The sequence below is a fragment of the Nonomuraea sp. NPDC059007 genome, from assembly GCF_042740555.1.
Classification (GTDB): Bacteria; Actinomycetota; Actinomycetes; order Streptosporangiales; family Streptosporangiaceae; genus Nonomuraea.
Map to the genome: position 1 here is coordinate 162276 of NZ_JBHYJD010000007.1, position 24905 is coordinate 187180.

The 24905-nt window shown below is 72.1% G+C and carries 24 protein-coding genes and 1 pseudogene; 18 read left to right on the forward strand and 7 right to left on the reverse strand.

The annotated features are described in order from the left end of the window. Positions 1-245 precede the first annotated feature (245 nt). From ACFWY5_RS13860 to ACFWY5_RS13870, 3 genes are read left to right on the forward strand one after another with little or no spacing between them, the layout of a single operon-like run. Positions 246-1007, forward strand: coding sequence for a hypothetical protein (locus tag ACFWY5_RS13860; protein WP_379632052.1), 762 nt, complete (start codon positions 246-248; stop codon positions 1005-1007). Between the two features lie 51 nt (positions 1008-1058). Then, on the forward strand, positions 1059-1229 hold the full coding sequence (locus ACFWY5_RS13865; RefSeq protein WP_184974785.1) for a hypothetical protein: 171 nt from the start codon (positions 1059-1061) through the stop codon (positions 1227-1229). After that, positions 1226-2245: an aKG-HExxH-type peptide beta-hydroxylase gene (locus tag ACFWY5_RS13870; protein WP_379609625.1), complete on the forward strand. Its 1020-nt coding sequence runs from the start codon at positions 1226-1228 to the stop codon at positions 2243-2245. Before ACFWY5_RS13865 ends, ACFWY5_RS13870 begins: the two co-directional genes overlap by 4 nt. A 51-nt stretch (positions 2246-2296) precedes the next feature. Here the strand turns inward: ACFWY5_RS13870 and fxsT are convergent, their stop codons facing one another. Further along, a complete protein-coding gene (gene fxsT, locus ACFWY5_RS13875) occupies positions 2297-4840 on the reverse strand; it encodes an FxSxx-COOH system tetratricopeptide repeat protein (RefSeq protein WP_379609624.1) in 2544 nt (847 codons plus the stop codon). A 412-nt stretch (positions 4841-5252) separates the two neighbouring features. Here fxsT and ACFWY5_RS13880 point away from each other — a divergent pair, with 412 nt between their 5' ends. Both ACFWY5_RS13880 and ACFWY5_RS13885 read left to right on the forward strand, forming a co-directional pair. Continuing rightward, on the forward strand, positions 5253-5963 hold the full coding sequence (locus ACFWY5_RS13880) for an SIR2 family protein (protein ID WP_379632242.1): 711 nt from the start codon (positions 5253-5255) through the stop codon (positions 5961-5963). Continuing rightward, entirely contained in the window at positions 5963-7822 is a 1860-nt protein-coding gene (locus tag ACFWY5_RS13885; RefSeq protein ID WP_379632055.1) for a tetratricopeptide repeat protein, read from the forward strand. Before ACFWY5_RS13880 ends, ACFWY5_RS13885 begins: the two co-directional genes overlap by 1 nt. Here the strand turns inward: ACFWY5_RS13885 and ppgK are convergent. Continuing rightward, positions 7788-8522, reverse strand: a complete 735-nt coding sequence (gene ppgK, locus ACFWY5_RS13890) for a polyphosphate--glucose phosphotransferase (protein ID WP_379632057.1) — start codon at positions 8520-8522, stop codon at positions 7788-7790. The genes ACFWY5_RS13885 and ppgK overlap by 35 nt on opposite strands. 90 nt (positions 8523-8612) lie before the next feature. Here ppgK and ACFWY5_RS13895 point away from each other — a divergent pair, with 90 nt between their 5' ends. Both ACFWY5_RS13895 and ACFWY5_RS13900 read left to right on the forward strand, forming a co-directional pair. After that, on the forward strand, positions 8613-9725 hold the full coding sequence (locus tag ACFWY5_RS13895) for a TIGR03118 family protein (protein ID WP_379632059.1): 1113 nt from the start codon (positions 8613-8615) through the stop codon (positions 9723-9725). 167 nt (positions 9726-9892) lie between these two features. Further along, on the forward strand, positions 9893-10528 hold the full coding sequence (locus ACFWY5_RS13900; RefSeq protein WP_379609619.1) for a TenA family protein: 636 nt from the start codon (positions 9893-9895) through the stop codon (positions 10526-10528). Here the strand turns inward: ACFWY5_RS13900 and ACFWY5_RS13905 are convergent. The 3 genes from ACFWY5_RS13905 to ACFWY5_RS13915 are packed head-to-tail and all read right to left on the reverse strand — an operon-like array spanning position 10518 to position 13225. Then, entirely contained in the window at positions 10518-11096 is a 579-nt protein-coding gene (locus ACFWY5_RS13905; RefSeq protein WP_379609618.1) for an HAD family hydrolase, read from the reverse strand. The genes ACFWY5_RS13900 and ACFWY5_RS13905 overlap by 11 nt on opposite strands. Beyond that, positions 11093-11701: a response regulator gene (locus ACFWY5_RS13910; RefSeq protein WP_379609617.1), complete on the reverse strand. Its 609-nt coding sequence runs from the start codon at positions 11699-11701 to the stop codon at positions 11093-11095. The genes ACFWY5_RS13905 and ACFWY5_RS13910 overlap by 4 nt, the downstream gene beginning before the upstream one ends. A 9-nt stretch (positions 11702-11710) precedes the next feature. Beyond that, complete coding sequence (locus ACFWY5_RS13915; protein ID WP_379632061.1) at positions 11711-13225, reverse strand: carboxylesterase/lipase family protein; 1515 nt, start codon at positions 13223-13225, stop codon at positions 11711-11713. Positions 13226-13343: 118 nt separating this feature from the next. Here ACFWY5_RS13915 and ACFWY5_RS13920 point away from each other — a divergent pair, with 118 nt between their 5' ends. Further along, a complete protein-coding gene (locus ACFWY5_RS13920; RefSeq protein WP_379632063.1) occupies positions 13344-14162 on the forward strand; it encodes a DUF4253 domain-containing protein in 819 nt (272 codons plus the stop codon). Positions 14163-14229: 67 nt separating this feature from the next. Here the strand turns inward: ACFWY5_RS13920 and ACFWY5_RS13925 are convergent, their stop codons facing one another. Further along, complete coding sequence (locus ACFWY5_RS13925) at positions 14230-15057, reverse strand: SAM-dependent methyltransferase (RefSeq protein WP_379609614.1); 828 nt, start codon at positions 15055-15057, stop codon at positions 14230-14232. A gap of 314 nt (positions 15058-15371) precedes the next feature. After that, positions 15372-16610 (reverse strand): Scr1 family TA system antitoxin-like transcriptional regulator, encoded by a 1239-nt coding sequence (locus ACFWY5_RS13930; RefSeq protein ID WP_379609613.1) that lies wholly within the window; start codon positions 16608-16610, stop codon positions 15372-15374. Between the two features lie 163 nt (positions 16611-16773). Here ACFWY5_RS13930 and ACFWY5_RS13935 point away from each other — a divergent pair, with 163 nt between their 5' ends. From ACFWY5_RS13935 to ACFWY5_RS13980, 10 genes and pseudogenes are all read left to right on the forward strand, one after another. After that, positions 16774-17487 (forward strand): hypothetical protein, encoded by a 714-nt coding sequence (locus tag ACFWY5_RS13935; RefSeq protein WP_379609612.1) that lies wholly within the window; start codon positions 16774-16776, stop codon positions 17485-17487. Beyond that, positions 17484-19139, forward strand: a complete 1656-nt coding sequence (locus tag ACFWY5_RS13940) for an MFS transporter (protein ID WP_379609611.1) — start codon at positions 17484-17486, stop codon at positions 19137-19139. Before ACFWY5_RS13935 ends, ACFWY5_RS13940 begins: the two co-directional genes overlap by 4 nt. Positions 19140-19159: 20 nt before the next feature. After that, entirely contained in the window at positions 19160-19348 is a 189-nt protein-coding gene (locus tag ACFWY5_RS13945) for a hypothetical protein (RefSeq protein WP_379609610.1), read from the forward strand. Continuing rightward, positions 19345-19548, forward strand: a complete 204-nt coding sequence (locus ACFWY5_RS13950; protein WP_379609609.1) for a hypothetical protein — start codon at positions 19345-19347, stop codon at positions 19546-19548. The genes ACFWY5_RS13945 and ACFWY5_RS13950 overlap by 4 nt, the downstream gene beginning before the upstream one ends. A gap of 65 nt (positions 19549-19613) precedes the next feature. Then, complete coding sequence (locus tag ACFWY5_RS13955) at positions 19614-19844, forward strand: hypothetical protein (RefSeq protein ID WP_379609608.1); 231 nt, start codon at positions 19614-19616, stop codon at positions 19842-19844. Continuing rightward, positions 19841-20557, forward strand: coding sequence for a hypothetical protein (locus tag ACFWY5_RS13960; RefSeq protein ID WP_379609607.1), 717 nt, complete (start codon positions 19841-19843; stop codon positions 20555-20557). The genes ACFWY5_RS13955 and ACFWY5_RS13960 overlap by 4 nt, the downstream gene beginning before the upstream one ends. Then, on the forward strand, positions 20554-21699 hold the full coding sequence (locus ACFWY5_RS13965) for an FAD-dependent oxidoreductase (protein ID WP_379632065.1): 1146 nt from the start codon (positions 20554-20556) through the stop codon (positions 21697-21699). Before ACFWY5_RS13960 ends, ACFWY5_RS13965 begins: the two co-directional genes overlap by 4 nt. Position 21700: 1 nt before the next feature. Further along, positions 21701-22492, forward strand: coding sequence for an aspartate/glutamate racemase family protein (locus ACFWY5_RS13970; protein ID WP_379632067.1), 792 nt, complete (start codon positions 21701-21703; stop codon positions 22490-22492). After that, positions 22489-23466, forward strand: a complete 978-nt coding sequence (gene hemB, locus ACFWY5_RS13975) for a porphobilinogen synthase (RefSeq protein WP_379609604.1) — start codon at positions 22489-22491, stop codon at positions 23464-23466. The genes ACFWY5_RS13970 and hemB overlap by 4 nt, the downstream gene beginning before the upstream one ends. Before the next feature lie 19 nt (positions 23467-23485). Then, positions 23486-24905, forward strand: a pseudogene (locus tag ACFWY5_RS13980) (hypothetical protein); the annotation flags it as partial.

Sequence of the window (24905 nt, forward strand, 5' to 3'; positions counted from 1 at the left end):
ATATTTGAGCCCCGCGTGCCGGGTGCCAACGGTCCATCGTGCCTGACCGCGCCGTGGATCGCATCCCAATATCGGCAGCGTCCGTGACCGGCCGCGGTGTGTCAGCACTCTCCCCAGAGTTCACCACGGTCGATCACGGACACTAGTGAGACTCCTGAGACGCCTGAAGGGTTGCATGATCCCGAAGGATTTCTGGCCGTATGGACGCGCCTCCTGACCGATGACACGATCGAGGCGGAGGTGCCATGCGCCGTTCAGCCCGCCGCATCCTGCGTGATGTCCGTGAGCGCAGGAACCTCGACGCCTACGTGGTCGCGGTCGTGGCGATCGTCTTCGCGGTGCTGACGCTGGTCGGGGAGGCCGTGGCCGAGCAGTACCGGTGGGCGGCGATCCTGGCCGGGATGGGCGTGCTGCTCCACCGGATCACCGTGCCCGACCGCTCGCGCCCGCCGCTGGGCGACCGGGCCGACTTCGAGACGCATCCTCTGCGCGACCGGCTCACGGATGCGAAGGAGGTGTGGCTGTTCGCCCCTTCCGGCATCAACCTGCTGTCCGAGGCCAACTGCGAGATCATCCGCCGGACCGTGCTGAGCCGTTCCGACGGCGTCTTCCGCGTCGTGCTCCTGGACCCGGAGGAACTCCACGCCGTCGACCTGGCCACCCGTCAGCTCGACGCCGGGCTGGAGTTCCCCTTGCAGAACCTGCCGGCGAGCATCGCGACGGCGCTCGACCGGCTGGCCGCGATGACGGACTGGCATGTGGCGGGCGGGGTGGAGTACGCCACTTTCTCCTACAATCCGGGATTCAGCATTCTCGCCGTCAATCCGGCGGGCGGCGACGGCACGGTGATCGTGGAGCTCCACGGCGTCGGCAACCGGGCGACCGACAACCGTATGCACCTGGAATTGACCCGGCGCGCGCATGGGTACTGGTACCACTACTGGATTGAGCAGTTCGAGAGGATTTGGGACTCTTCAAGAGTGCTTAGCCGACAACACGGTGAATAGCGACTGAGAAAGGGACACCACATGGCCGCAGGGGGTTCTATGGGCGAGTCCATGCTCGTCGATCTGACCCATATCCCGTTCGACCGCCTGGCAACGGTGCCGGATGAGGTCCTGCGCGAGTCTCTGGCCCGCCACATGGCGACCGACCCCGCCAGCCGGCGATGGAACAAGAGCGACAAGGCCTGCCCCCAGCCCGATCAACCTGGCCCGCGAGATCGGTGACCGGCGGCTACGCCCGGCACACGCTGTCGCCCGCCGACCTGGCCGGGCTGGGCGCGGGCGAGCTCCCGCCCGCGCTCGCCGACACGCTCAAACGGGCGATCGCCAGCAGGAACATCGCCCTGCTCGAATCGGTCCGGCGGCTGTCCGGCTCGGCCGCCATCGACGACCTCTGGCGGCGCCTGGGCGCCCATCCGGGCCACGCGCTGGACGTCCTGATCTCGCCCCAGCTCGGCGCCTGGGCCGACGACGCCCTGCGCTACGGGACCGGCGACACCGGCGTCCTGCTGGCCGCGCTGGAGCGTGAGCAGGGGCCGGTCGCGCTCGACGGTCCGAGGCCGCTCAGGCTCCGGTTGGAGACCGGTGAGCCGCTGCGGGGGCATTTCGGGCTGGCGGTCGCCGACCGGCTCGGGCCGGTGGACTGGACGGGGTTGTGCCGCCAGGCGTACCGGCTGCTGCGCGCGCGGCACCCGCGCGTCGCCGCCGCGATGGCCGAGCTGGTCACCACCGTCGTGCCGGTCGTCCCGCCGGCTCCGCCCGAGACCTTCAGCGCCACCTCCGGCGCCGCCTTCGGCGCGGTGGCGCTCTCCGCTCCCGCCGACGCCGCGGAGCTGGCCGCCACGTTCACCCACGAACTTCAGCACCAGGTGCTCGGGGCGGCCGAGGAGATCGTCGCACTGACCGTGCCGGGACATCCGGGCCGGTTCGCGGTGCACTGGCGGGACGGCGAGCGCGACGCCGGCGCCACCCTGCAGGGCATCTTCGCGCACGTGGCCGTGGTGGAGTTCCACCGGGCCGAGTGGCTGGCGGGGCCGCGGGAGGACCGGCCCGGCCACGCGGCGGCCTTCGCCCTGTGGCGGCTGGCGACCGGCCGGGCCATGGAGCAGCTCGGCCGGTCGGGGGCGCTGACACCGGCGGGGGCGGTCCTGGCCCGGCCGCTGGAGGCCCGCATCCGCGCCGCCCTGGCCGAACCGGTCCCCGCCCCGGCCGCCCGCGCGGCCGAAGCCGCCTTAGCCTGAACGCGCGCCAAGCCAGCCTGAGTGCCCGAGAGACCGCCCTGGCCCGGGGGTTCAGCTCATCATCGGTTCCACGTCGAGGTTGATCCGGCCCTGCTGGGCGGCCAGGCGGGCCTCGGGGTGCTCGATGGACAGCGTCTCGGCGTAGGCCGCCAGGATCTCCTCGCGCAGCCGCGCGGCGCCCTCCTCGTCGCCGTCGGCCAGCCGGTCGACGGAGAGGTTGGCCCCGGTGGCCAGCGTGCAGGGGTGGAACCCGCCGCGTACCCGCCGATGGCCCTCATAGGCCGCCTCGCCCAGCTCGCGAGCCTGGCGCACCGCGCCCATCATGGCCAGGTCGCTGGCGAGGTTGTGCATGACGACCAGCGTGCTGGTGTGGTCGTCGCCGAAGTGGCGGCGGAACCCGGCGAGTGCCTGTTCGTTCAGTTCGCGGGCGGCGCGCGGGTTGCCGCGTACCCGCATCACGACCGCGAGGTTGGCGCGGGCCGACAGCGTGTTGGGGTGGTCGTCGCCCGCCGCCTTCACCCAGCCGGCGACGGTCTGCTCGCCGAGCGCCTGGGCTCCGGCCAGGTCGTCGATCAACCGGCGGTCGTTGATGACGTTCGTGGACACCAGCAGCGTCATCCTGTGGTCGGGCCCCTTGGACGCGATCTGCGTCGTGAGGGTCTCCTCGGCCTGGGCGGCGGCCTGCTGGTGGAAGCCCACGCGGCGCAGCGCGATCGCCAGGTCGAGCGCGGTGAACACGCGCAGCGCGTCCCAGGGGGCGTTCATGCGCACGAGCAGCTGGTCGACGTCCCTGATCATGTCCAGGCCCTGCTCGTAGCTGCCCATGCGGCGCAGGTCGCGGGCCACGGCGAAGCGGGAGGTCAGGGTCTGGTCCTCCTGGGGCCCGAACATGTTCTCGCGCATGGTCAGCGCGATCCGGTCGTGCTCCAGGGCCTCCTCGAAGCGGCCCAGGCAGCGCAGGCTGATCGCGATGTTGTTGCGCACCTGGAGCGTGAACTCGTGCTCGGGGCGGAAGACCCGCTCGTAGCGCGGCAGCAGATCGAGGTCGTTGTCGAGCGCCTGCTGGTAGCGGCCCATCATGCACAGGTCGACGCCGTGGCTGAGGGCGCAGGCCAGGTAGGTCTGGTCGTCCTCGCCGAAGGTGCGCAGCCGTTCGAGCGTTTCGAGGTTGAGCGCGTAGGCGCGCTCCCAGTGGCCGCTCAGCCGGGTGGCCTTGCCGACCTCGATGGCCAGCGCGAGCGTGTGCCGGTCGTTCTCCCCGAAGCGGAGCTTCCATTCGTCCAGGGCCAGCTCGCCGAGCGAGAGGCTCTCGAAGAAGCCGCCGCGTCGGTGCAGGCGGCGCACCTGGTTGATGATCAGCTGCCGGACGGTGGCGTCGGCGCTCTCGACGGCGCCCGACGGCACGATGTGGCTGCGCGAGCGCTCGTAGAGGGGGTCGCTCTCGTCGAGTCCGGGCGCGCCGGGATCGGATCCGGCCAGCAGCAGGTGTACGGCATGGCGGAACCGCTCGGCCTGCTCCGGGTCCTCGCGCGTCAGGCGGCTCCGGGTCACGGCCTGGACCACGCGGTGCATCTGCACGGCGTTGAGCACACCGTCGATCTTGGCCAGGGAGAAGCGGGCGAGCTGGCGGGCGGCCTGCCTGAGCTCGCCGACGTCCCCGAGCACCCGGCCGAGCTCCTCGGGCAGGTCACCGGCCTTGGCGGGCTGCGCGAGCAGTTCCTCGGCGATCGGCTCCGGCGCGAAGAACGCCATGACCTGGAAGAGCGTGTCGGCCTCCGGCGAGATGGCGTCGCGCGAGACGCCCCAGGTGGCGGCCACGGCGAGCGGGTAGGGGATGTCGACCTCCCGCGCCAGCAGCTCGTGCGCGTTGTCGCGCAGCTTGGTCAGGTACTCGGCGGCGGAGGTCCCGGTCTCGTTCATGTACGCGGCGGCGTGCTCGGCGGCCAGCGGCAGGTGCCCGAGTTCGGCGGCCAGCGTGGCGGCCTCGGCCCCGCGGCCGGCGAGGGCGGGCACCCGCTTGCTCAGGAACTCCACCGTCTCGTCGGGGGTGAACTCCCCCACCTCGATCCCCGAGACGCCCAGCGCCTTGCGCCAGTGGGAGTCGCGCGAGGTGATGATCACGTGTCCTCGCCCCCGCGGGATGTACTCCGAGATCATCCCGGCGTTGTTCGCGTTGTCGAAGATGATCAGCCAGTCGCCGTACGGCTCGCCCTTCTCCAGGGCCTCGATCACCAGCTGGGCCGAGTAGTCGCGCTCCTCGGCGCGGAAGCCGGGGGGCTGCATCCGGCGGCCGAGCGCGACCAGGCCGTTGACCACGGCGGTCTCCTGCTCCGACCGGATCCACCAGACGAGGTCGTAGTCGCCGCGGTGGCGGTGGGCGTACTCGGCCGCGATCTCGGTCTTGCCGACGCCGCCGAGACCGAACAGTGCCTGGGGCGGCTGGTCGATCACGGCCGCGCTCTCCCGGGCCAGGCCGCGTCTCAGTTCCTCGATCTCGGCGATACGCCCGGTGAAGTTGGGGTTACGGAAAGGGATTTCCTTGCCCCATGCGGTGACGCGGGATCTCGCTCCGCCCTCGGACGCCCCTAGTGTCACGCCGATCGCTCCCTGCTCATATTCAAACCGGAGATATGTCCCACGAATGGGGATTTGTACGCATTGAACGCCTCACCTTGTCAAGCTTCAATGGTAGGCGAGGACTTCTTGCTTCCAGACTGCCCGCCGCCGAGGAGATATGGCGTTTTTCCTGGCCGTTGACTCACGCCGTTCCATCCGGATTACTGAAGATTCCACCTGGACCAGAACGGCAGGGAACGTGCAGAGCACTAGAGGCTGGGAGAATCTGGTTAAGTCAATTAAGGAGAAAGAGTGTGTCCCTTTCTTGGGTGCGGGCGCGAGCCAGGGCCTGCCCACGGGCGCGGCGCTGGCCAAGGACTGGGCCGAACAAGTCCGCTATCCGTACCATGACGCCGACAACCTGTCCAGCGTCATGCAGTATGCAGTTGTGATGGCGTTCAATCACGATGCAAACCAACTCAAACGGGCACTCCACCGGACAGTTTTCTCGCAAGTCACGTTAACTACCGATCAGCTTGATATCCACCACATCTTGGCACGTTGCGATCTTCCTCTATATCTGACGACGAACTACGACGATTTCATGGTGGAGGCGCTGCAACGAGCTGGTAAAAGACCGACCTGGAATGTTAGTCCGTGGTATTCCTCCGGGATGGACGATGACGACGACCGGCGGCCGCCCCTGCCCGCCGACGACCCCACGGCCGAGCGTCCCCTCGTCTTCCACCTGCACGGCCACCACTCCATCCCGCACTCGATGGTGCTGACCGAGGACGACTACATCGACTTCCACGTCCGTCACGCCCGCGACGGGCGGGACAAGAGCCTGACCCCTGAGGGCGACAGGGCGGCCATCGTGCCGTCCTACGTCCGCACCCGGTTACGCCGCGCGCCGCTGCTCTTCCTCGGCTACAGCCTGCGCGACTCGACCTTCTGGACGCTCTTCAAGTCGCTCATGATCGCCATGCCCGACGGGCAGCGCAGCAGCCACGTGTGCCTCCAGCTCGATCCGCGGGTGAAACGAAGGGCCGCGGTGCGCGAATACCTAGACAAGCGGTTGGGCCGGCAGCAGATCGAGATCTTCTGGATGTCACTGGAGGAGTTCACCGCCATGCTCGACTCGCGGCTGAGAGGGACGTGATGAACGACTCGCCCTACGTCGGTCCACGCCCGTTCCTGCGCTCCGAGGCGGGCCTCTTCTTCGGCCGCCGGGTCCAGGCCCGCAACCTCTCCCTCGACTGGCTGGCCGACCGCGTCACCGTACTGCACGGGCCGCCGGCGGTGGGCAAGACCTCACTGCTGCAGGCGGGCATCCTGCCGCTCCTGGAACAGGAGCCGCACGTCGTCACGCTGCGCCCGAGCCGCCTCGCCCCGCCCGCGCCACCGCGCGCGGTCGCCGCCGGGCACAACGCCTTCGTCTACTCGGTGCTCAGCGACTGGGGAGCGCCGGCCTCGCCGGGCACCACCGTCACGGAGTTCCTGGCCGGGCGGGTCACCCGGATGCCGCCGAGCGGGCGGCTGCTGGCGGCCGTCGACCAGTTCGAGGAGGTCTACAGCGCCTTCCCGACCCGGGTGGCCGAGCGCGAGGGCCTGCTGCGCCAGCTCGCCGGGGCATTGGCCGACATCCCCTCGCTCAACCTGCTGCTGGTCGTGCGCGACGACCATCTCGCCTCGGTCAAAGCCAGCGAGGCCCTGCTCGGGGTGCTCCCGAACTACCGGCAGCTCTACGGGCTCGACGAGCGGGCGGCGGCGGAAGCCGTACAGGGACCAAGGCGTGGGACCGGCAGGGAACTGCCGGACGAGGAGACGCGCGCGCTCGTGGACCGGCTGCGCACCAGCACCCACGCCGACCTGCTGGGCAACGTCGTCACCGTGGAGGAGCCCCTGGTCGAGCCGCTGCACCTGCAGATCGTCTGCGCCGAGAGCTGGGCCGATCCCGGCCTGACCGGCATCCCCGGCGTCGCCCAGGCGCTGAGCGCCTTCTACCGGCGGGCCACCGAGGAGGCGGGCCTGGAGACCGGCGTCCCCGTGGCGAAGGTGCGCGCGTGGGTGGAGTCGGCGTTCATCACCGAGTACGGCACCCGCGACACCAAACTCCGCGGGCTGACCAGAACGGCCGACATGCGCAACGAGCTCGCCGACGCCCTGGTCGCCCGGCACCTGCTGACCGCGACGACACGCCTGCGCGGCACGTGGTACCAGCTCGGGCAGGACCAGATGATCGAGGTCGTACGGCGGGCCGGCGACGACGGGTTCGCCGAGGCGGGGCCGGCCGGGATACCCGCCGACGCCGGTGTCTTCACCGAGGCCGCCGCGGCCGCCTTCGGCGAGGGCAACTTCACCGGCGCCCGCCGCCTGGCCTCCGTCGCCGCCAGCCGCTACCAGGAGGAGGGAGACACCCGCAGGCAGGCGCAGGCCATGGCGCTGCACGGCGAGATCGCGCTGGTGGAGGGCGACCTGAACGCGGCCAGGGAGAGCTTCAGGAGCGCGCTCAACGGCTTCGAGTCGCTGGCCGACCGGGTCTCCACGGCGCGGTCGCTGTCGGCGCTGGCCAACGTGGTGGCCACCAGCGGCGACCACCGGGCGGCGGCGGACCTCTACCGGCAGGCCGTGGAGATCAACCGCACCGACGTCGAGGCCAGGACCGGCCTCGGCTTCGCGCTGTGGCGGCTGGGCTCGCCGGCGGACGCGGAGGCGGAGTTCGCGCAGGCGATCACGGCGCGCCCCGGCGCCGAGGCCGCCGCGACCGCCCGCGCGCTGTCCGGCCGCGGTCAGACCCGCGTCGACCTGCGCCTGTACGCCAGGGCTCTCGCCGACCTCGACCGGGCCCTGGCCTCCGGCCTGAACCCGGAGGACGAGGCGGACGCCCACTCGGCGCGGGCGCTGGCCCTCGCGGGGCTCGGACGGCACGAGGAGGCGGCGGCCGCCATGGAGACGGCCCTGCTGCTGGCGCCCGGCCATCCGCTCACGCGGGAGCGTGCGGCCCGCCTGCGCAGGTGAGGGCGGCGCCGATGATGCCCGCCTCGTTCTGCAGCGCGGCGGGCACGATCGGGGTGTCGATCTTCACGTGCGGCAGGAACCTGTCGGCCTTCTTGCTGACGCCGCCGCCGATGATGAACAACGAGGGCGAGAACAACATCTCCACGTGCTTCAGGTAGGTCTCGACGCGTTCCGCCCAGTCCTTCCAGCCGAGGTCGTGCTCCTCGCGGGCGCGGTCGGAGGCGCGGTGCTCGGCGTCCTTGCCGTGCAGTTCGAGGTGGCCTAGTTCGGTGTTGGGCACGAGCGTGCCGTCGATGAACAGGGCGCTGCCGATCCCCGTGCCGAACGTCAGCATCAGGACGGTCCCCTTCCGTCCCCGGCCCTCTCCGAAGGCGAGTTCCGCCAGGCCCGCGGCGTCGGCGTCGTTGATCACCCGGGCGCCGTCGAACAACTCCGAGGCGTTGACGCCGACCCACGAGTGGTGGACGTTCGCGGCGGTCTTGACCACGCCGTCCATCACCACGCCGGGGAAGGTCACGCCGACCGGACCGGTCCAGGCGAAGTGCTCGACGATCTCGGCCACGGTCGCGGCGACGGCGGCGGGCTTGGCGGGCTGCGGCGTGGGGATGCGCAGGCGCTCCTTCGTGAGGCGCCCGGCGGTGACGTCCACCGGTGCGCCCTTGATCCCCGAGCCGCCGATATCAATGCCCAAAACTTCCATGTCTGTCCCATTCCCGGTCCTAGCGAGCGATGAACCAGTCTCCAGCCTCCCGCGTATCTCGCGTCACAAGCGCATATCAAGGAGGCACGGATGCGGCACCCCCATAGACGCGGCATCATCACGCTCGGTGCTGTCGCGGTCGTGCTGGGAGCTACCCTCACCACCCCGGCGCAATCCACCACTCCCCGCAACCGCTTCGACGTCGTCAATCTCGTCTCCGACGTCCGTGGCAAGGCCGCCGTCACCGATCCCAAGGTCGTCAACCCCTGGGGCCTGGCCATGGGCAAGACCCTGTGGGTCTCCAACACCGGGACCGGCACCGCCACCGTCTACTCGGGCAACGGCGCCAAGGAGAAGACCGAGGTCGCCGTCCCCGGCGGCGCGCCCACCGGCCAGGTCGTCAACACCGGCGAGGGCTTCACCGTCAAGGGCAAGCCCGCCACCTTCATCTTCGCCAGCCCGAGCGGCGCCATCACCGGCTGGAACGCCGAGGCCGACCCCGCCAACGCGATCATCGCGGCGTTCACCCGGGGCGCCGACTACAAGGGCCTGGCCATGCTGGACGGCGACGACGGCTCGTTCCTGCTGGCCGCCGACTTCGCCGGTGGCCGTATCCACGCCTTCAACGAGGACTTCGAGCGGGTACGGCTCGGCCGCTCGCAGTTCCGCGACCGGGCCCTGCCCCGGAACTACCACCCGTTCAACGTGGCGGTCGCCAACGGCTCGGTGTGGGTCGCCTCGGCGCTGCGCGACCCCCAGACCGGCAAGGCGGTCCCCGGGCGCGGCAAGGGCTTCCTGAGCCGGTTCAGCCCTGACGGCAGGCTCACCGGCCGCATCGGGCGCGGCCCGCTCAACGCCCCGTGGGCGATCACCACGGCACCGCGCGGCTTCGGCGCCCTGGCCGGATCGCTGCTGGTCGGCAACTTCGGCGACGGCACCGTGCACGCCTTCAGGAGCGGCCGCCACCTCGGCGCGCTGCGCGGCGCGAACGGCCGCCCCGTCGTCCTGCCCGGTCTGTGGGACCTGGAGCCCGGCACCGCGGCCACGGGCGGCGAGAACGCCGTGTGGTTCGCGGCGGGCATCGACGGCGCCAAGCACGGCCTGATCGGACTTCTCCGGCCGGCGGGCTCTCGCCCCGCCACACCCGCGCCCGCCGGCGATCCCACTCCGAAGCCGACGAAGACGACGGGAGGTGGTTACTAGGTCCTTCTCCAGCCCGGCGCGGGCGGCGCGGCCCGCGCCGCGGCGGTGATCTCCTCTGGTACGGAGTTCTGCACGCGCCGCACACCCCGCCCGGCCGGGCCCCGGCCGCGGCGGGGTTCGCGCGTCCCCCGAGGCGTCCGCGCGCAATGGGTGTCTAGAGTCGCGGCATGAGTGATGAAGCCTTCAGTACGTGGCTGCGCGCCCAGTGCGCCGAGGAATGGGAGGCGGTGGCCGGGCACCCGTTCGCCGCCGCCATCACGAACGGCACCGCCGACATGCGGCACTACCTGGAGCAGGACTTCCTGTTCGTCGACTCCTTCACCGCCCTGCTCGGGGCGGCCGTGGCGAGCGCGGACACGTTCGCGGCCCGCGTGCCGTACGGGAAATTCCTGGGACAGGTCGCCACCACGGAGGAGAAGACCTACTTCCACCGGGCGCTGGCGGAGCTGAACGGCAGCACGGACGCGGCGCCGGAGCCGGTCACGGCCGAGTTCCGGGCGCTGATGGACGAGGTCAGGACCGCGCAGGACTATCCGCTGATCGCGGCGGTGCTGTGCGTGGCGGAGTGGAGCTATCTCGACTGGGCGGCGCGGGCGAAGGAGCCGCTGCCGGAGGGATTCGTGCACCGGGAGTGGATCGAGCTGCACGAAGGTGCGGACTTCCGCGCCTGGGTGGGGTTCCTGCGCGGGGAGCTCGACCGGCTCGGGCCCGAGCTCGGCGAGCGGCGCAGGGACGAGGTGCTCGCGGTCTTCCGGCGGGCGGTCGCCCTGGAACGGCGCTTCTTCGACATGGCTAGCGCGTGAGCGGCGCCAGGTCCGCGATGCCCCGGTAGTGGATGCCGGTCATGCCGATCGCCCGGGCGCCCTCGACGTTCTCCAGCCGGTCGTCGATGAACAGGCAGCGCTCGGGCGCCACCCCGGCCTGTTCGGCGGCGATCTCGTAGATGCGCCGGCCGGGCTTGGCGTGGCCGACCTTGGCGCTGCTGACCACGGCGTCGGCGAAGTAGGTGAGGCCGAGCCGGTCGAGGTGGGCATCGAGGCTGTCCATGGCGTTGGTGACGATGATCAGCGGCATCCGCTCCTGGACCTTGGCCAGCACCGCCCTGACCTCCTCGTCGACCCAGAACGGCACCTCGGCGAACTCCTCCACGGCCTGCCTGGCCCGCTCGTGGCCGCCCAGCTCGGCGGCGACGGCCTCGACCCACTGCCGCTCGGTGATCCGGCCCAGCGTGGCGGGCAGGATGAGGTCGGACCGGAACGCGGTCTTGATCAGGGGCAGGCCGTAGCGGGCCTCGATGTCGGCCTGGGCGGCCTCGTCGAAGATCCGGAGGACTCCATCGAGGTCACTCAGTACCGCGTCAAAGGTCGTCACAACCACCCATTGTGCCGTGCCAGCTGGGCCGCTTCGATCCGGTTCCTGGTGTGGGTCTTGCCGATGGCCGAGGACAGGTGGTTGCGTACCGTGCTCTCCGACAGGTGCAGCCGGGCGGCCACGTCGGCGATGGTGGCGCCGTCGAGCGCGGCGGCCAGCACGTCGCGCTCGCGGTCGGTGAGCGGGCTTGGCCCGGCGTGCAGGGCGGCGGCGGCCAGCGCCGGGTCGACGATCCGCTCCCCCGCCACCGCCCGCCTGATCGCCGCGGCCAGTTCTTCCACCGGCCCGTCCTTGACCAGGAAGCCGGCGGCGCCCGCCTCCATCGCCCTGCGCAGGTACCCGGGCCGGGCGAAGGTGGTCAGGACCAGCACCGCGCAGCCGGGCAGCGCCGCCCGCAGCTCCGGCAGGACCTCCAGCCCGCTGCGGCCGGGCAGTTCGATGTCCAGCAGCGCCACGTCCGGCGCGTGCTCCAGGGCCGCCGCGACGATCTCCGGGCCCGTCGGCACCTGGGCCACGATCTCCAGGTCGTCCTCCAGGCCGAGCAGGAGCGCCAGGGCGTCGCGCATCATGCCCTGGTCCTCGGCGATCAGCACGCGCACGGTCATGGGTCCACGCTAGTTCCAGAACGCCAGCCGGTGTTCGGCGGCGTAGTCGATGGGGCGGATCCTGCCCGGCTCCAGCGACAGGGTGCCGCCCTTGAGCTTGGGCCAGGCGGGCAGGCCGGCGCCGTTCGGGTCGCCGGTGCGGGCGAAGTTCGTCCAGTAGGAGAGCATCTGGCCGGAGAGCTTCTTCTGGGCCGGGCTCAGCTTCACGCCCTTCTCGGGGAAGAGGTACGGCAGGTCGCCCGCGTGGTAGGCGCCCAGGTCGAAATCGGCCTTGATGGGCAGGAACATCGGCGCGTCCCGGTCGGCGAACTCGAAGCCGTAGACCGGGGTCCGCCTGGCCAGCAGGGTGTTCTGGGCGTGGGTGCTGCGGGCCCACACGCGGTCGGTCATGACGGCGGCCCAGGCCACGGCGGGCTTGCCGTACCTCTTGAGCGGGTACTCCTTGGCGACCTCGGCCGTGCGCTCGCCGAACGTCTCCTTCAGCGCCTGCGGGTAGGCGATCTTGCCGCGCATGGCGGCGAAGATGCGGTGCTCGTCCTTGGTGGCCCCGGCCAGCACGGGTACGCGGTGGAAGCGGCCCTTCTCGATGGCCTTGGAGGGGATCTCGGGCAGGACGGCGTTGCCGTAGGCGTAGGACTGGAAGACGTTCATGATCTGCGGGACGGCGAGGATCTTCTTGACCGGCAGGCCCTTGAGGCAGGCCAGGTCGGCGCAGCCGAGTTGCTTGGCGTAGATCTGGCCGACCGCCTCGATCTGGGCCGCCGGGCGCCAGGCGTAGGACGGCTGGGCCTCCAGGCCGGGGATCATGCTGCCCGCGGGCATGTCCATCATGGTCTCGCCGCTCTGCATGGCGGCACGCTGGAACAGGCCCTTGGCGCCCGGCGAGGTGAGATGGCCGCCGATGGCCAGCGCGCCGAAGGAGATGCCGAACACCGTCACGTTGCCGGGGTCGCCGCCGAAGGCCGCCGCGTTGCGGCCTACCCAGCGCAGCGCCTCCTGCTGGTCCTGCAGGCCGTAGGTGCCGCCGTCGCGCAGGCCCGGGTAGCCGAACCCGCTGAACACCCCGAGCCGGTAGTTGATCGTGACCACGACCGCGTCCCCCGCGGCGGCGATCGCCCTGGCGTTGGAGTAGTGACCGGCGCCGAGCGCGCCGTCGCCGTGGATCCACACCATGACCGGCCGCTTGGCGCCCTTCCTGGCCGGGGTGGTGACGTTCAGGAACAGGCAGTCCTCGTTCTCGCTGGTGACCTTGGCGTAGTCGGACCCGACCTGTGGGCACGGGCTGCCCGGCTTGGTGGCGTCCTGGACGCCCTTCCAGGCCGCGGTGGGTCTCGGGGAGTCCCAGCGGGGCGCGGTGGCGTAGCGGATCCCCTCGAACAGGCGGTGCTGCCCGTCCTCCCTCCCGCGCACCGCGCCCTTGTCGGTGGTGACGACCGTGTCGATGATGGCCGGGTCGGGGCCCGCCGCCGTGCGCGCGTCGGCGCATCCGGTCAGCAGTACGGCTGCCGCGAGCAGAATCTTCATGCACCCCACGGTGCCGATCTCCGCACCTCCGCCGGAAGGAACGTCGATCCAGGATCGCCCAGGACAAATGTCCTGCCGCTCGAAGCGATGTCGGCGTTCGGCACTACCATCTCCGTCGATGGGCGTGAATGATCTGCGGCTGCCACAGGAGCTGCGCCAGCTGTTCACCGACGGCGGCATGGGGCGCACCCTGGCCGTCGGCATGCCCGCGGGCGAGCTGGTCTGGCCCGATCCCGGGTTCGCGCAGAAGGCGTCCAGGCCGGCGTTCTGGATGAGCGAGGAGCCCGTCGGCGGCGCGCTGTGGTCGGCCTTCCGCGCCGAGCACGCCCGCAGCGGGTTATGGCCGGTGCTGCTCGACGAGTCGGCCCAGGCGTGGGCGGCGGGCCAGGTGGTGCCCGACGACGCCGGCCAGATCGAGCACTTCACCGCCGAGGGCTTCATGGCCGAGGTCTGGCAGGAGTGGGTGGCGCAGGTGCCGGCCGAGGCGCTGAGCGAGCTGGAGCCCTTCGGGGCGCTCTGCCCGGGGCTGGCGCCGCCCGGCGTGCTGGTGGCCGAGCCCGGCGCGGTCGCCGACTGGTACGCGGGCGAGCTGGCGGCGCGCGGCATGCCGATGGGCCTGGCCGCGGTCGACCGGGGCGCCGACGCGCTGGCCGTCATGGGCTGGCAGGGCGCGCTGCACCACAACGAGTGGATGGTCCCGCTGGCCGCCGTGATCCGCAGCTGGGAGGACCGCTTCGGCGCCCGTGTGGTGAGCTTAGGCTTCAACACCCTCGAACTCAGCGTGGCCGCGCCGCCCGGGGACGTCGAGCATGCCCTGCACGTGGCGGCCGAGCACTGGACGTTCTGCCCGGACAACGTGGTGCAGGGGGCCGGCGACCTGATCGGCTACGCGGAGCAGCTGGTCGGCGGCCATGCCTGGTCGTTCTGGTGGGACTGACCCCAGGGGCCTCTCCTCCTTCCTGCCGGCCAGGGGGTACGGCGGGCGCCGCGCCCCCGGCCGGTGTTCAGTGCAAGACGGCCAGCGCCCCGTAGTTGCCCGAGGACTCCGGTGGAATGGGGCCGCAATGGTCGTCAGGACGCCATTGCGAGACCCACGCCAGGCCGGGGTCGACCAGGTCGAGACCGTCCAGGACGGCTGCCAGGCGTTCGCGGTCGCGGGTCGCGTAGCCGGGCAGGGTCATGGCGATCAGGTCGTAGACGGCGGGCAACAACTCGGCGGGGATGCCGTCAAGGGTGGCCTGGAGGAGCCCCAGATGGCTGCCGGGTGGCCCGGCCTGTCCGAGGCGTTTGAGCACATATCTGAACTCCTCGTCGTCCAGGATGCTGTGTCCCGAGACGATCAGGATGCCCACCGGCCGATCCCAGTCGATGAACGTGTTCACGATCCGGTCGCCGAGCAACGTGTCGATCTCCCGGGCCTCTCCTTCGACGACGCGCACCAGGTCGGTGATCGGTTCGATAGTCGCGTGCGCGTTGGCCAGGATCATCGGGTCGGATTCGGCGTAGACCACGCGAGCGCTGGGGGTGAGCGGATGAGCTCGGGCGACGTCGTGGAGGAGGCGTCCGGCCGGCAGGCCGCCGGGGACGCCGCTGCCGATCACCAGGTGCTGGTCGGTTCCCACTGACGACAGATGGCGGATGACTCGGGCCAGGAAAGCGTGGACTTCCCTGGCGGCGGTAGCGCTCACGGCGGCGGCGCTGTCGTAGCGGCGGACGGCGTCTCGGTCAGCGAAGAAGTTGTTCTTTCCTCCGGCTGCCGCGTCTAGGACTCGGGTCGGCGTGGCTTTCTCTGTTACGAGATTGGCCAGGTTTCGGATGGCGCGTTGACGCATTGAGTGTGGGCCCTTTCCCCTCGCCACAAACAATCACGGGAAAGTTGGCACCTGACCCCACGCGGTGACCGAAGTCAATAATGATCCATAATCGCCGTGGTCTGGCAATAGCTATTTCGGGAAATACTTCTTTTTTGTTTGGGCGTTCAGAGGGGTCTCGGAAAACCCCTGGTAGAAGCTCTCCCGGCGCGGGCCGCGCCCATACCGGACAGGCCTGTTTACGCGGGCCCCGCACCGGACAAGCTCCGCGGCCCCCTCCGGCGCCCCGGCGGGCCCCCTGCCCGAAACCCGGTGCGCCGATGTACGCAGCGTGATCAGGGACCGAGGCGCTGGCGGTGGGCGTAGAGCAGGTCGAGCGTCTCGTCGCGGGTCGTGGTGATCACCGAGAGCTTGGCGAACGCCTGGTGGTAGACCTCGATCGAGGTCGTGTCGGTGACCAGCTCGTCGGACTCGATCCAGTGGGCGCAGGCCAGGTCCGGCTCGTACGGCTCGGCGAACCGCCACAACGTGAACGGCCCGGTCCGCGGCAGGTACGCCGGGTCGGTGATCGGCGCGATGTGGATCGACACGTTGGGCCGCTTGGCGTGCTGGATCAGCGCGTCGAGCTGCGCCGCCTGAACGTCTTCCCCGGCGATCGAGCGCATGAGGGCGCTCTCGTCGACCACGGCCCAGAAGACGGGCCCGTCGGGCCTGGTCAGCAGCGCCTGCCGGGTCAGCAGCACCTGGACGGCGTCGTCGACGGAGGTCAGGCCGGGCGTGGCCAGCCCGGCCACCTGGATGGCGGCCCTGGCGTAGAGCTCGGTCTGCAGCAGGGGCGGGACGATCTGGGTCTGGTAGGTCCTGATGACCGAGGCCCGCTCCTCCAGGGCGTAGGCGGTGGCCGCGAGCGGCGAGACGGTGCTGGCGTCGTACCAGGACGGCTCGCGTTCGCCTCTGGCCAGCGTCATCAGGTGCTCGCGCAGGTGCGGGGCGGCCACGCCGTACAGGGAGAGCATGCGGGCGACGGTCGCGGGCGCGGGGGCGAGCTTGCCCTCCTCGATCGCGGCGACGGCGGCCACGCCGCGGCCGAGCGCGAACTCCACGTCGGCGGGCGACATGCGGGCGGCCACCCGCAGGCCGCGCAGGCGGTCGGCGAGCGCGGTCACGGCGATGTCGCTGAGCCTGGCGGCGTCGGGCAGGTCGTTGGTCGCGGTCCTGGCGGGCAGGCCCTCGGCGCGGCGGGCGATGTCGACGACGTCGCGCAGCAGGTCGAGCGAGCCCTCGGACAGGCCTGACGCGGAGGCGCCGATCGCGGCGGCGCGCAACTGCAGGTCCTGCATGGCCCCGGACTCCAGATAGTCCTCACCGAGGAGCCACCCGACACTCACCTGAAGGTAACTGGCCAGGGCCTGGAGCACCTGCAGCGTCGGGTTGGTCTGCTTGCCGGTGCGCAGCTGGCTGACGTAGGCCCTGGTGATCGGGATGCCGGCGGTCGTCAGGGCGGCGGCCACCTGAGCACCCGTGTATCCGCGCTTGCTCAGCGCGTGATCGAGTCGCTCAGCGAAATTTGCCACCAAACCTCCCGTCGGGAGCGGACTGACCACAGCGTAAAGGAAGGCCCCCTGACCTGCGTAATCTTCCCATGACGAAAGTGACAGTTGACACGCTAGAACACATCTGAGCACTATCAAAACCGTATCTGATAACTGCCACTTAACAACGAGAGGTGGCCGGGTCGTGATCCAGGGCAGCTCGTGGTTCGTCAGAGACCAGACCGGACAGGGCGCGCAGGCCCTCGCCATCCAGCAGATCTGCGTCCGGATAGCCGGTCCTGAAGCCCGGATACGCACCGCCGACCTGCCCTTGGGCGGCGTCCAGGTGTGGGCGGAGCCCGATTCGTGCGCTCATGACCGGCTCTGGGCCGTCCACCACCGGATGGCCCGCGAGATCGGCCTGGCCGGATGGCATACCGAGGTCGGCTCCGACCGGCTGCTCGTGCTCGGCTGGAGCGCGCCCGCGCTCGACCACCGCGCCCGTGTGCTGCGCAACGCGCTCGAACACCGGCTCGACGACCACGAAAGGACCGCCTCGCTGGCCCTCAGGACCGCCGCCCGGCTGCTGTGCCGGCCCGGCGCCGACCCGGCCGACATCGCCGCGCAGACCCTGGACCGCGTGGCGCGGGACCTGCGCTGGCCGGCCAGGCTCGCCGTACTCGGAGACCTGGAACGCACCTCCACCGTCGAGCCGCTCAGGATCAGGCTCGCCCAGGTGACCGGCCTCGAGGAACGCGTGCGCCGGCGCTGCGCCGAACACCTGGACATCGCCTTGCGCGCCATCCGCACCCTGGCCGGACTCACCGCCCCTCCCCCGGAACCGCAACCCGAGACCCGCCTGGTGGGCACCGCGGAGCGCCTGGTCGCTGCGACCGTACCCAATCGGAGTCCCCAATGACGCTCACGCCCATCCGTGAGCACGTCACGCTCCCGCCGGCGGCCAAGAAGGCCGCCGAGAAGAAACCCAGGAAGCGGCGGCGCCCGCACCGCCACCGCGCCCGCCGTGGTTACGTCCTGCTGCGCCTGGTCGCCGCCGGCGCGGTCGTGGCGATCATGGCGGACAGCACGGCGACGACGCTGGCCGTACCGCTGCTGAGCGCCGATCCCATGACGGCGGGACTGCCCCTCGCCGAGATCACGTGGGTGAGCACGGGGAACTTCGCGGCGGTCGCCGCGCTGCTGGCGACGGCGGGCCGCTTCGCCGACCTGCTCGGCCGGCGCAGCGTGCTCGCGCTCGGCCTCCTGATCTACGGCCTCGGCGCCACCGCGGTGATCCTGGCGCCCGCCTGGCACGTTCTGCTCGCCGGGCGGCTCGCAGAGGGCCTGGGCGCCGCGATGATGTTCCCCGCGTCGCTGGGGCTGCTGCTCGGCGAGCTCCCTCCCGCGCGCCGCGCCGGGGCGGTCGCGCTGTGGGGCGCGTCCTCCGGGATCGGCGCGCTCGCCCTGCAGGGCGGTGGTGGCTGGCTCATGGAGGCGTACGGCTGGCGCGGCCTGTACCTGCCCGGGGCGATCCTGGCGGGCCTGCTGCTCTGCCTCACCATCCGCCTGCCACGGTCGCGCGGCAGCAATCGCCGCCTCCCCGACATCCTCGGCGCCTTCGCCCTCGTCGGCGCCATCGCCAGCGCGGTGATCGCCGTCTCCCGCGGCGACGTGTGGGGCTGGACCTCCGACCGGACACTGATCTGCGCCGGAGCGGCGGTGGTGCTGCTCGGCGCGGCACTGGCCACCTCGTGGCGGCACCCGGCCGGGGCGATCGACATGGGGTTGTGGCGGCGGCCCGGGTTCCTGTGGGGCGGCAGCGCGTCGTTCCTCTACGGCGCGCTGTCGTTCATCGTGCTCGCGACAGGTCCGCTCTACCTGCGCGAAAGCGGGTTCGACACCATACAGATCGGCTGGTGGCTGACGCCGATCTCGATCGCGATGATCGTGGCCAGCCCGATGGCCACGCTGGCCAGCCGCCGGCTCAGCCTCAACGGCGTCATCTACCTGGGGGCGCTGATCCTCGGCGGCGGCTGCGCGCTCCTGCTCGCCCAGCCGTCGCCCACGATGTGGAGCCTGCTGGGCGCGGTCCTGCTCGGCAGCGGCTTCGGCCTGCTGTCGACTGGAACGTTCACCGCGGGCACGATCGCCGCCGAACCGACCCAGTACGCGGCGGCGGTCGGCGCGATCAACACGGCCAGGATGCTCGGCGGCGCCATCGGCGTGGCCGCCGCCTCCGTGCTGATCGAGCACCCGTTCCTGAGCGGGCCCGCCCCGGGGTTCGCCTCCGTCTTCACCGCCTGCCTCGGGATCACGGCCATCATCGGGACGGCCGCGCTGGTGCGGGTCGCCCGCGGGGCCGGCCGGACTCCCATGCCCGGAGTGCTCGCCCTCGAAGAGGAGGTGGCGATGCTGCGCCACCTGCTCGCCGAGCTGCGCGCCAGCTTCATCCAGGTCCGCGCCGAGGCCGAGGAGGAGCTGGCCAGGTTCGGCATCCACGATCCGTCCGGAGTCCGGGTTGGCTGGCCACCTGGCGTCCCCGGGCAGCGGCAACCCTCTGACCAGCGCTGAACCCCCCGTAGGAGCACTTCATGCACGACGACGACGAACCCCGCCGGCCGTACCAGCACCCCTACCAGAACCCCGACGAGACGCCCACCGACGACATGCCCGCGCTGTCGGCGGCGACCGCGCGCACCGTCCACCGGCTGCGCCACATCCGACAGGTGTCCGACCTGGCCATCAACGTGATCGACCAGGCTCTGGAGCGCGCGTCGTGAGCGCCCGCCGCAAGCTCACCGTCACGGTGGAGCCGGGCTTCACCGGCGAGCAGCAGGACGAGCTGGCCGCGCGGATCGGCGGCGCGGCCCGCGAGGTGCTCGGCCGCGGCGCCCGGGTCGAGGTGGACGCCGAGCCCCCGATGGACGCCCGTGCCCGTCGCGAGGCGGCGATCCGCGCCGCGTCGTGGTCGGGCTGCTGATGACCGCCCCGACGCTGTTACCCCGGACCGCTCCGGTGCCCTCCTGGGGCAGCACGGTGCTCGTGATGGCACTGCGCGCCCGGGCGGCCGTGATCTGCGACGCGGAGCTGCGCCGCCTGTCCGCCCGCGTCCCGGAACTGGACGCCCGTGCCCGCGACGAGGTGGGCCGGACCGTCCAGCGGGTGGTGGACGCCTTCCTCGGCGGCGACCTCGGCCAGCGTGTGGCCCATGACGCGGGCCTGGCGGAGGCGCTGCGCGTGCTCTTCTCACTCGACCCCTCGGGAGGCAGATCGTGACCAGAGTGGGTGTCGTGGTTCCGCCCGCCAACCCGGCGGTGGAGCCGGAGTTCGCGCGCCTGCTGGGCGCGCGGGCGGACCTGCACGTCACCCGCTTCCCCGTACGGCCCGGCCTGCAACTGGCCGAACGCCTGGACGCCTACAACGAGGCACTGCCCGCCATGATCCGCTCGTTCGGCGGCCTGCCGCTCGACGCCCTGGTCATGGCCTGCAGCGGCTCGCGCTATCTCCTCGGCCCCGAGCTCGACCGGCGCCGCTGCGAAGAGCTCAGCGCCGAGTTCGGCCTGCCGGTCGCCTCGGCCACCGAGGCCACCCGGCGGGCGCTGGAACACCTGGGCACGCGGGAGATCACGCTGGTCTCGCCGTACCAGCCGTGGCTGACCGACCATGCCGACCGGTACTGGTCGGCGGCCGGGGTGCGGGTGTCCAGGGTGATCCCGGTCAAGGCGGGCGAGCGCTTCGCGCCGTACGAGGTGACCACCGAAGAGCTCGTCGGCCAGATCGAGCAGGCCAGGGCGGCGCCCGACGCCGTCCTGCTGCTGACCGGCACCGGCATGCCCACGCTCCGCGCGATCGGCAAGCTGGCCGAGGACAACGACCGGGTCGTGCTGACCTCCAACCTGTGCGGCGCGTGGTGGGCGCTGACCAGCGCGGGCCAGCAGGTCATGCTCGGCCGCAGGAAACACCGTGACGGCGAGCGGGTGCCGACGTGAGCGCCGTGATCGTGGCCGGAGCCGGCCCGGTCGGGCTGGCCGCGGCGCTCACCCTGGCGAGGGCGGAGGTGCCGGTGCTCGTGCTGGAGCGCGAGCCGGCGCTCGGCACCCGCTCGCGCGCCTCCACCATCCATCCGGCCACGCTCGACCTGCTGGACGAGCTCGGTGTCGCGGCCGGCCTCGTCGCGCGCGGCGTGGTCGTGGACCGGGTGCAGTGGCGCGACCTTGCCGGCGCGGTGCTGGCCGAGATGCGGATGGCGGGCCTGGCCGGGCTCACCGCGCATCCGTTCCGCCTGCACGCCGAGCAGGCGGCGCTCACGCCGCTGCTGCTGGGCGAACTCGGCGCGTACGCGCATGCCGAGGTCCGGTTCGGGGCGCCGGTCGAGGCGGTGGCTCTCACGGGCACCGCCGTACGGGTCAGGACCGGGGGCGGATGGGAGCGCGCCCGCTACCTGATCGGCGCCGACGGGGCGCACAGCACCGTCAGGTCCCTGCTCGGCCTGCCGTTCCCCCAGTCCGGCTACCCCACCCAGGCGCTGCGCATCTTCACGGGCTCGCGCCTGGAGGAGATGCTGCCGGGCCTGGCCCCGCTCACCTACGTCCGCGATCCGGCCCAGTCGTGCAGCCTGCTCCGCCTGCCCGACCACTGGCGGATCATCCTCAGGCTCGCGCCCCGGGAGGCCATTCCCGGCCGGGTGGCGGGCCTGGCCCTCACCGACCTGAACATCCTCGGCACGCACCGCTACGACCTGGCCAGCGGTGTGCTCGCCTCCTTCCGGCACGGCCGGGTGCTGTTCGCCGGTGACGCCGCGCACGTCACCTCCACCGCCGGCGGCCTCAACATGAACGCCGGCATCCACGACGCGGTCGACCTCGGCAGAACACTCGCCGACGTACTCGGGGGACACCAGCCGCCTGCCGCGCTGGAGAGCTGGGCGCGCCGCCGCCGCGCCGTCCTCGTCGACCACGTCATCCCGGCCAGCGAGGCCAGGGTCGCGGGGGTGCAGGACGGCGACGCCGCCCGGCTGCCCGCCGCCATGGCCGCGCTGCGCGCGATCGCCGCCGACGGCGAGGCCACCCGGGCCTACCTGGCCAAGGCCTCCATGCTCGACACCGTCCCCCTTCCCGTGAGGCACACCTGACATGCGAATCTGGTTCCAGAAGCACGCCGTCGAGGGCCGCTCGCCGCTGCTCGACAAGCTTTACGCGGAGCACCTGTCCAAGGTGGCCGGACCCGGCACCACCATCGAGATCCACACCCTGCCGCCGCAGACCTACGCCGCCGAACTACCCGAGGAACTGGTCGGCTTCGGGCCGCTCGGCCTGCTGTTCGGCGACTACTTCGCGCGCACCGCCGGCGCCGCCGAGCGCGACGGCTACGCCGCCTGGATCAGCGGCGCCGGCCAGGACCCCGGACTCGCCGCCGCGCGCGTGCGCGCCACCATCCCCGTCATCGGGTACGGCGACGCCACCTGGCACGCCGCCCGCCACGAGCGGCACCGGCTGGGCCTGATCGGCTTCATCCCGCACCTGGCCGAGCCGATCACCGACAACATCCGGGCCGCCGGCGCCACCCTGGCCGCCTACGAGATGATCGACAACGGGGCGGCGGTGGTCACCAGGGCGCTGGCCCAGGACTTCGACCCGTTCGTCCGCGCGTACACGGCGGCCGCGCGGCGGGCGGCCAGGGCCGGCGCGCAGTGGCTGGTGCCCGCCGAGGGCATACCCAACGAGATCCTGGTCCACCTCGGCATCCGCGACCTGCACGGGCTGCCGGTGATCGACCCCGGCGGCCTGGCCGTCAAGACCGCCGAGCATCTCGTACGGCTGCGCGACCTCGGCATCACCGCCCGGGCCGACGCCGGCTACTGGAACCGGCGCCCGCCCGCGGTCGTCCTGGAGCACGCCGAGCGGATCCTGGGGGCACGGCCATGAGTTACCCGTCCGACCGGCCGCGGCGGCTGCGCCGTACCGCGGCGTTGCGCGCGCTCGTCGCCGAGACCAGGCTGCACCCGTCGGACCTCGTGCAGCCCCTGTTCGTCCGCGAGGGCATCGAAGAGCCCCGGCCCATCCCCTCCATGCCGGGCCAGGTCCAGCACACGCGCGAGAGCCTGCGCAAGGCCGCCGCCGCCGCGGCGCAGGCCGGCGTGGGCGGGATCATGCTCTTCGGTGTCCCCGCGGCCAAGCACGCCGACGGGCGCGGCGCCTGGGACCCCGAGGGCATCGCCCAGCTCGCCCTCGCCGACGTCGCCGCCGAGGTCGGCGAGGCCACCGTGGTGATCGGCGACATCAACCTGGACGAGTACACCGACCACGGGCACGTCGGCCTGCTCGGCCCGGACGGCGACGTCGACAACGACGCGACGCTGCGCGCCTACTCCAGGGTCGCCGTCGCGCAGGCCGCCGCCGGCGCGACCATCGTGGCGCCCAGCGGCATGATGGACGGCCAGGTCGCCGCCATCCGCGCCGGGCTCGACGCCGCCGGGTACCAGCGGGTGCCCATCCTGGCCTACGCCGCCAAGTACGACTCCGCCTTCTACGGGCCCTTCCGCACCGCCGTGGAGTCGTCGCTGGTCGGCACCCGCTCCACCCACCAGCAGGACCCGGCCAACCTCCGCGAGTCGATGCGCGAGGTCGAGCTCGACGTCGAGGAGGGCGCCGACCTGGTGATGGTCAAACCGGCCGGGCTCTACCTCGACGTGGTGCGCAGGGTCGCCGACGCGGTCGACGTCCCCGTCGCCGCCTACCAGGTGTCCGGGGAGTACGCCGCGCTGGAGGCCGCCGCCGGGCACGGCTGGCTGCAGCGCGAACGGGCCATCGAGGAGAGCCTCACCGCGATCCGCCGGGCCGGCGCCCGGATCGTTCTCACGTACTGGGCCACCGAGGTCGCCCAGCGACTGCACCGCTAGCCCCTCCGGAGGAGAAGACGTGTCCCGCGAACTGTGTGAGCACTACGGGCCTCACCTGTACGACTACTGCAGGACGGAGCTTGGCGAGTCCGACGCCGAGCTGGCCGCCGCGGGCACGTTGCTGACCGCGTCGGCGTGCGCGGGCCAGGTCACCGACCCGGCCGCGCTGCGCCCCTGGCTGTACGCGCTGGCCCGCGCGCACCGCGCCGCGCGGGCCGCCTCGCACCCGGCGAGCACCGGGTCGTGGGCGCGTTCCAGCCGCATGTCCGACCTGCTGCCCGAGGCGCTGATCGCGCTCGACGGCCCGTACAGGGAACTGCTCGATCTTTCGGTACGGCACGGCCTGCCGCACGCCGAGATCGCCCTGCTGTTCGACGTGCCCGAATCCCTGATCGACGCCACCGTCAGGGAGGCGGCGTGGCGGCTGGAGACCTGGCTGGCCGCGGTGACCGCGGCACGGGCCGCCCACGGGTGCGCCCAGCTGGCCGGGCGGGTGGCGGAGTGGGCCGCCGCGCCCAGCCGCAGCACCCGCGCCCGGCTGGGGCGGCACCTGTACGGGTGCGTGTCGTGCCTGGCCGCGCCCAAGGGGATGCCCGCGGCCACCCTGCTCACCCACCTGCCGATCGCGGCGCCGCGCGGGCCGCTGTCGGACCTGTTGCCGCTCGCCTCGCCGCTGGCCCCGGACACGGTGGGGTGGCGGGCCGACGGGTTTCCCGTGCAGTCCCACGGGCTTGGCGGCGTCCCGCACGCGCGCCTGGCCGACGGCGCCGCCCTGGCCACGCCGCCGCCGAGCGCCCTCACCGCCACGCACGCGGCGTACGCCGACGCGCGGGCGGCCGATCCCCTGAACACCCCGGTCGCCGACCCCACGACGGCGACCGGGGCCGGGGTCCGACCGGGGGCGGGCGCGGCTGCCCCCGGCCGGATTCCCCTCCCTCTCGGCCCGGACTTCACCTCGACGGACGCGTTCCCCAGCCTTTCCCCCGACGCACCCTCCACCCCGAGCTCCACCGCAGCACCACCCGCCCTTGGAGCCACCAGCACGCCACCCGGCCTTGAGGCCACCAGCGCGCCACCCGGCCCGGCGCCCACCGGTGCGCCATCCGGCCTTGGGCCCACCAGCGCGCCATCCAGCCCGGCGCCCACCGGCGTGTCATCGGGCCTTGGGGCCATCAGCGGGTTATCCGGCCCTTTCCCCACCGGGGGCGCGTCGTCTGGCCGGGGTTCCGGCGCCTCGTCCGCGCGGGTTTCGGCCGACCACACCTTCTCCGGGCGTGCTTCCGGTGACACGCCCGGAGAAGCGGCGGGGTCCGGGTACCTGGACGCGCTGATCGCCTTCGGAGCCGATCGCAGGACCGCCGCGCCGGATGCCGAGGCCACCGATCCCTCCCTCGGACCGACGGCCGGGCCGCCCCTGGGGTTCGGCGGCCCGGCCCGGC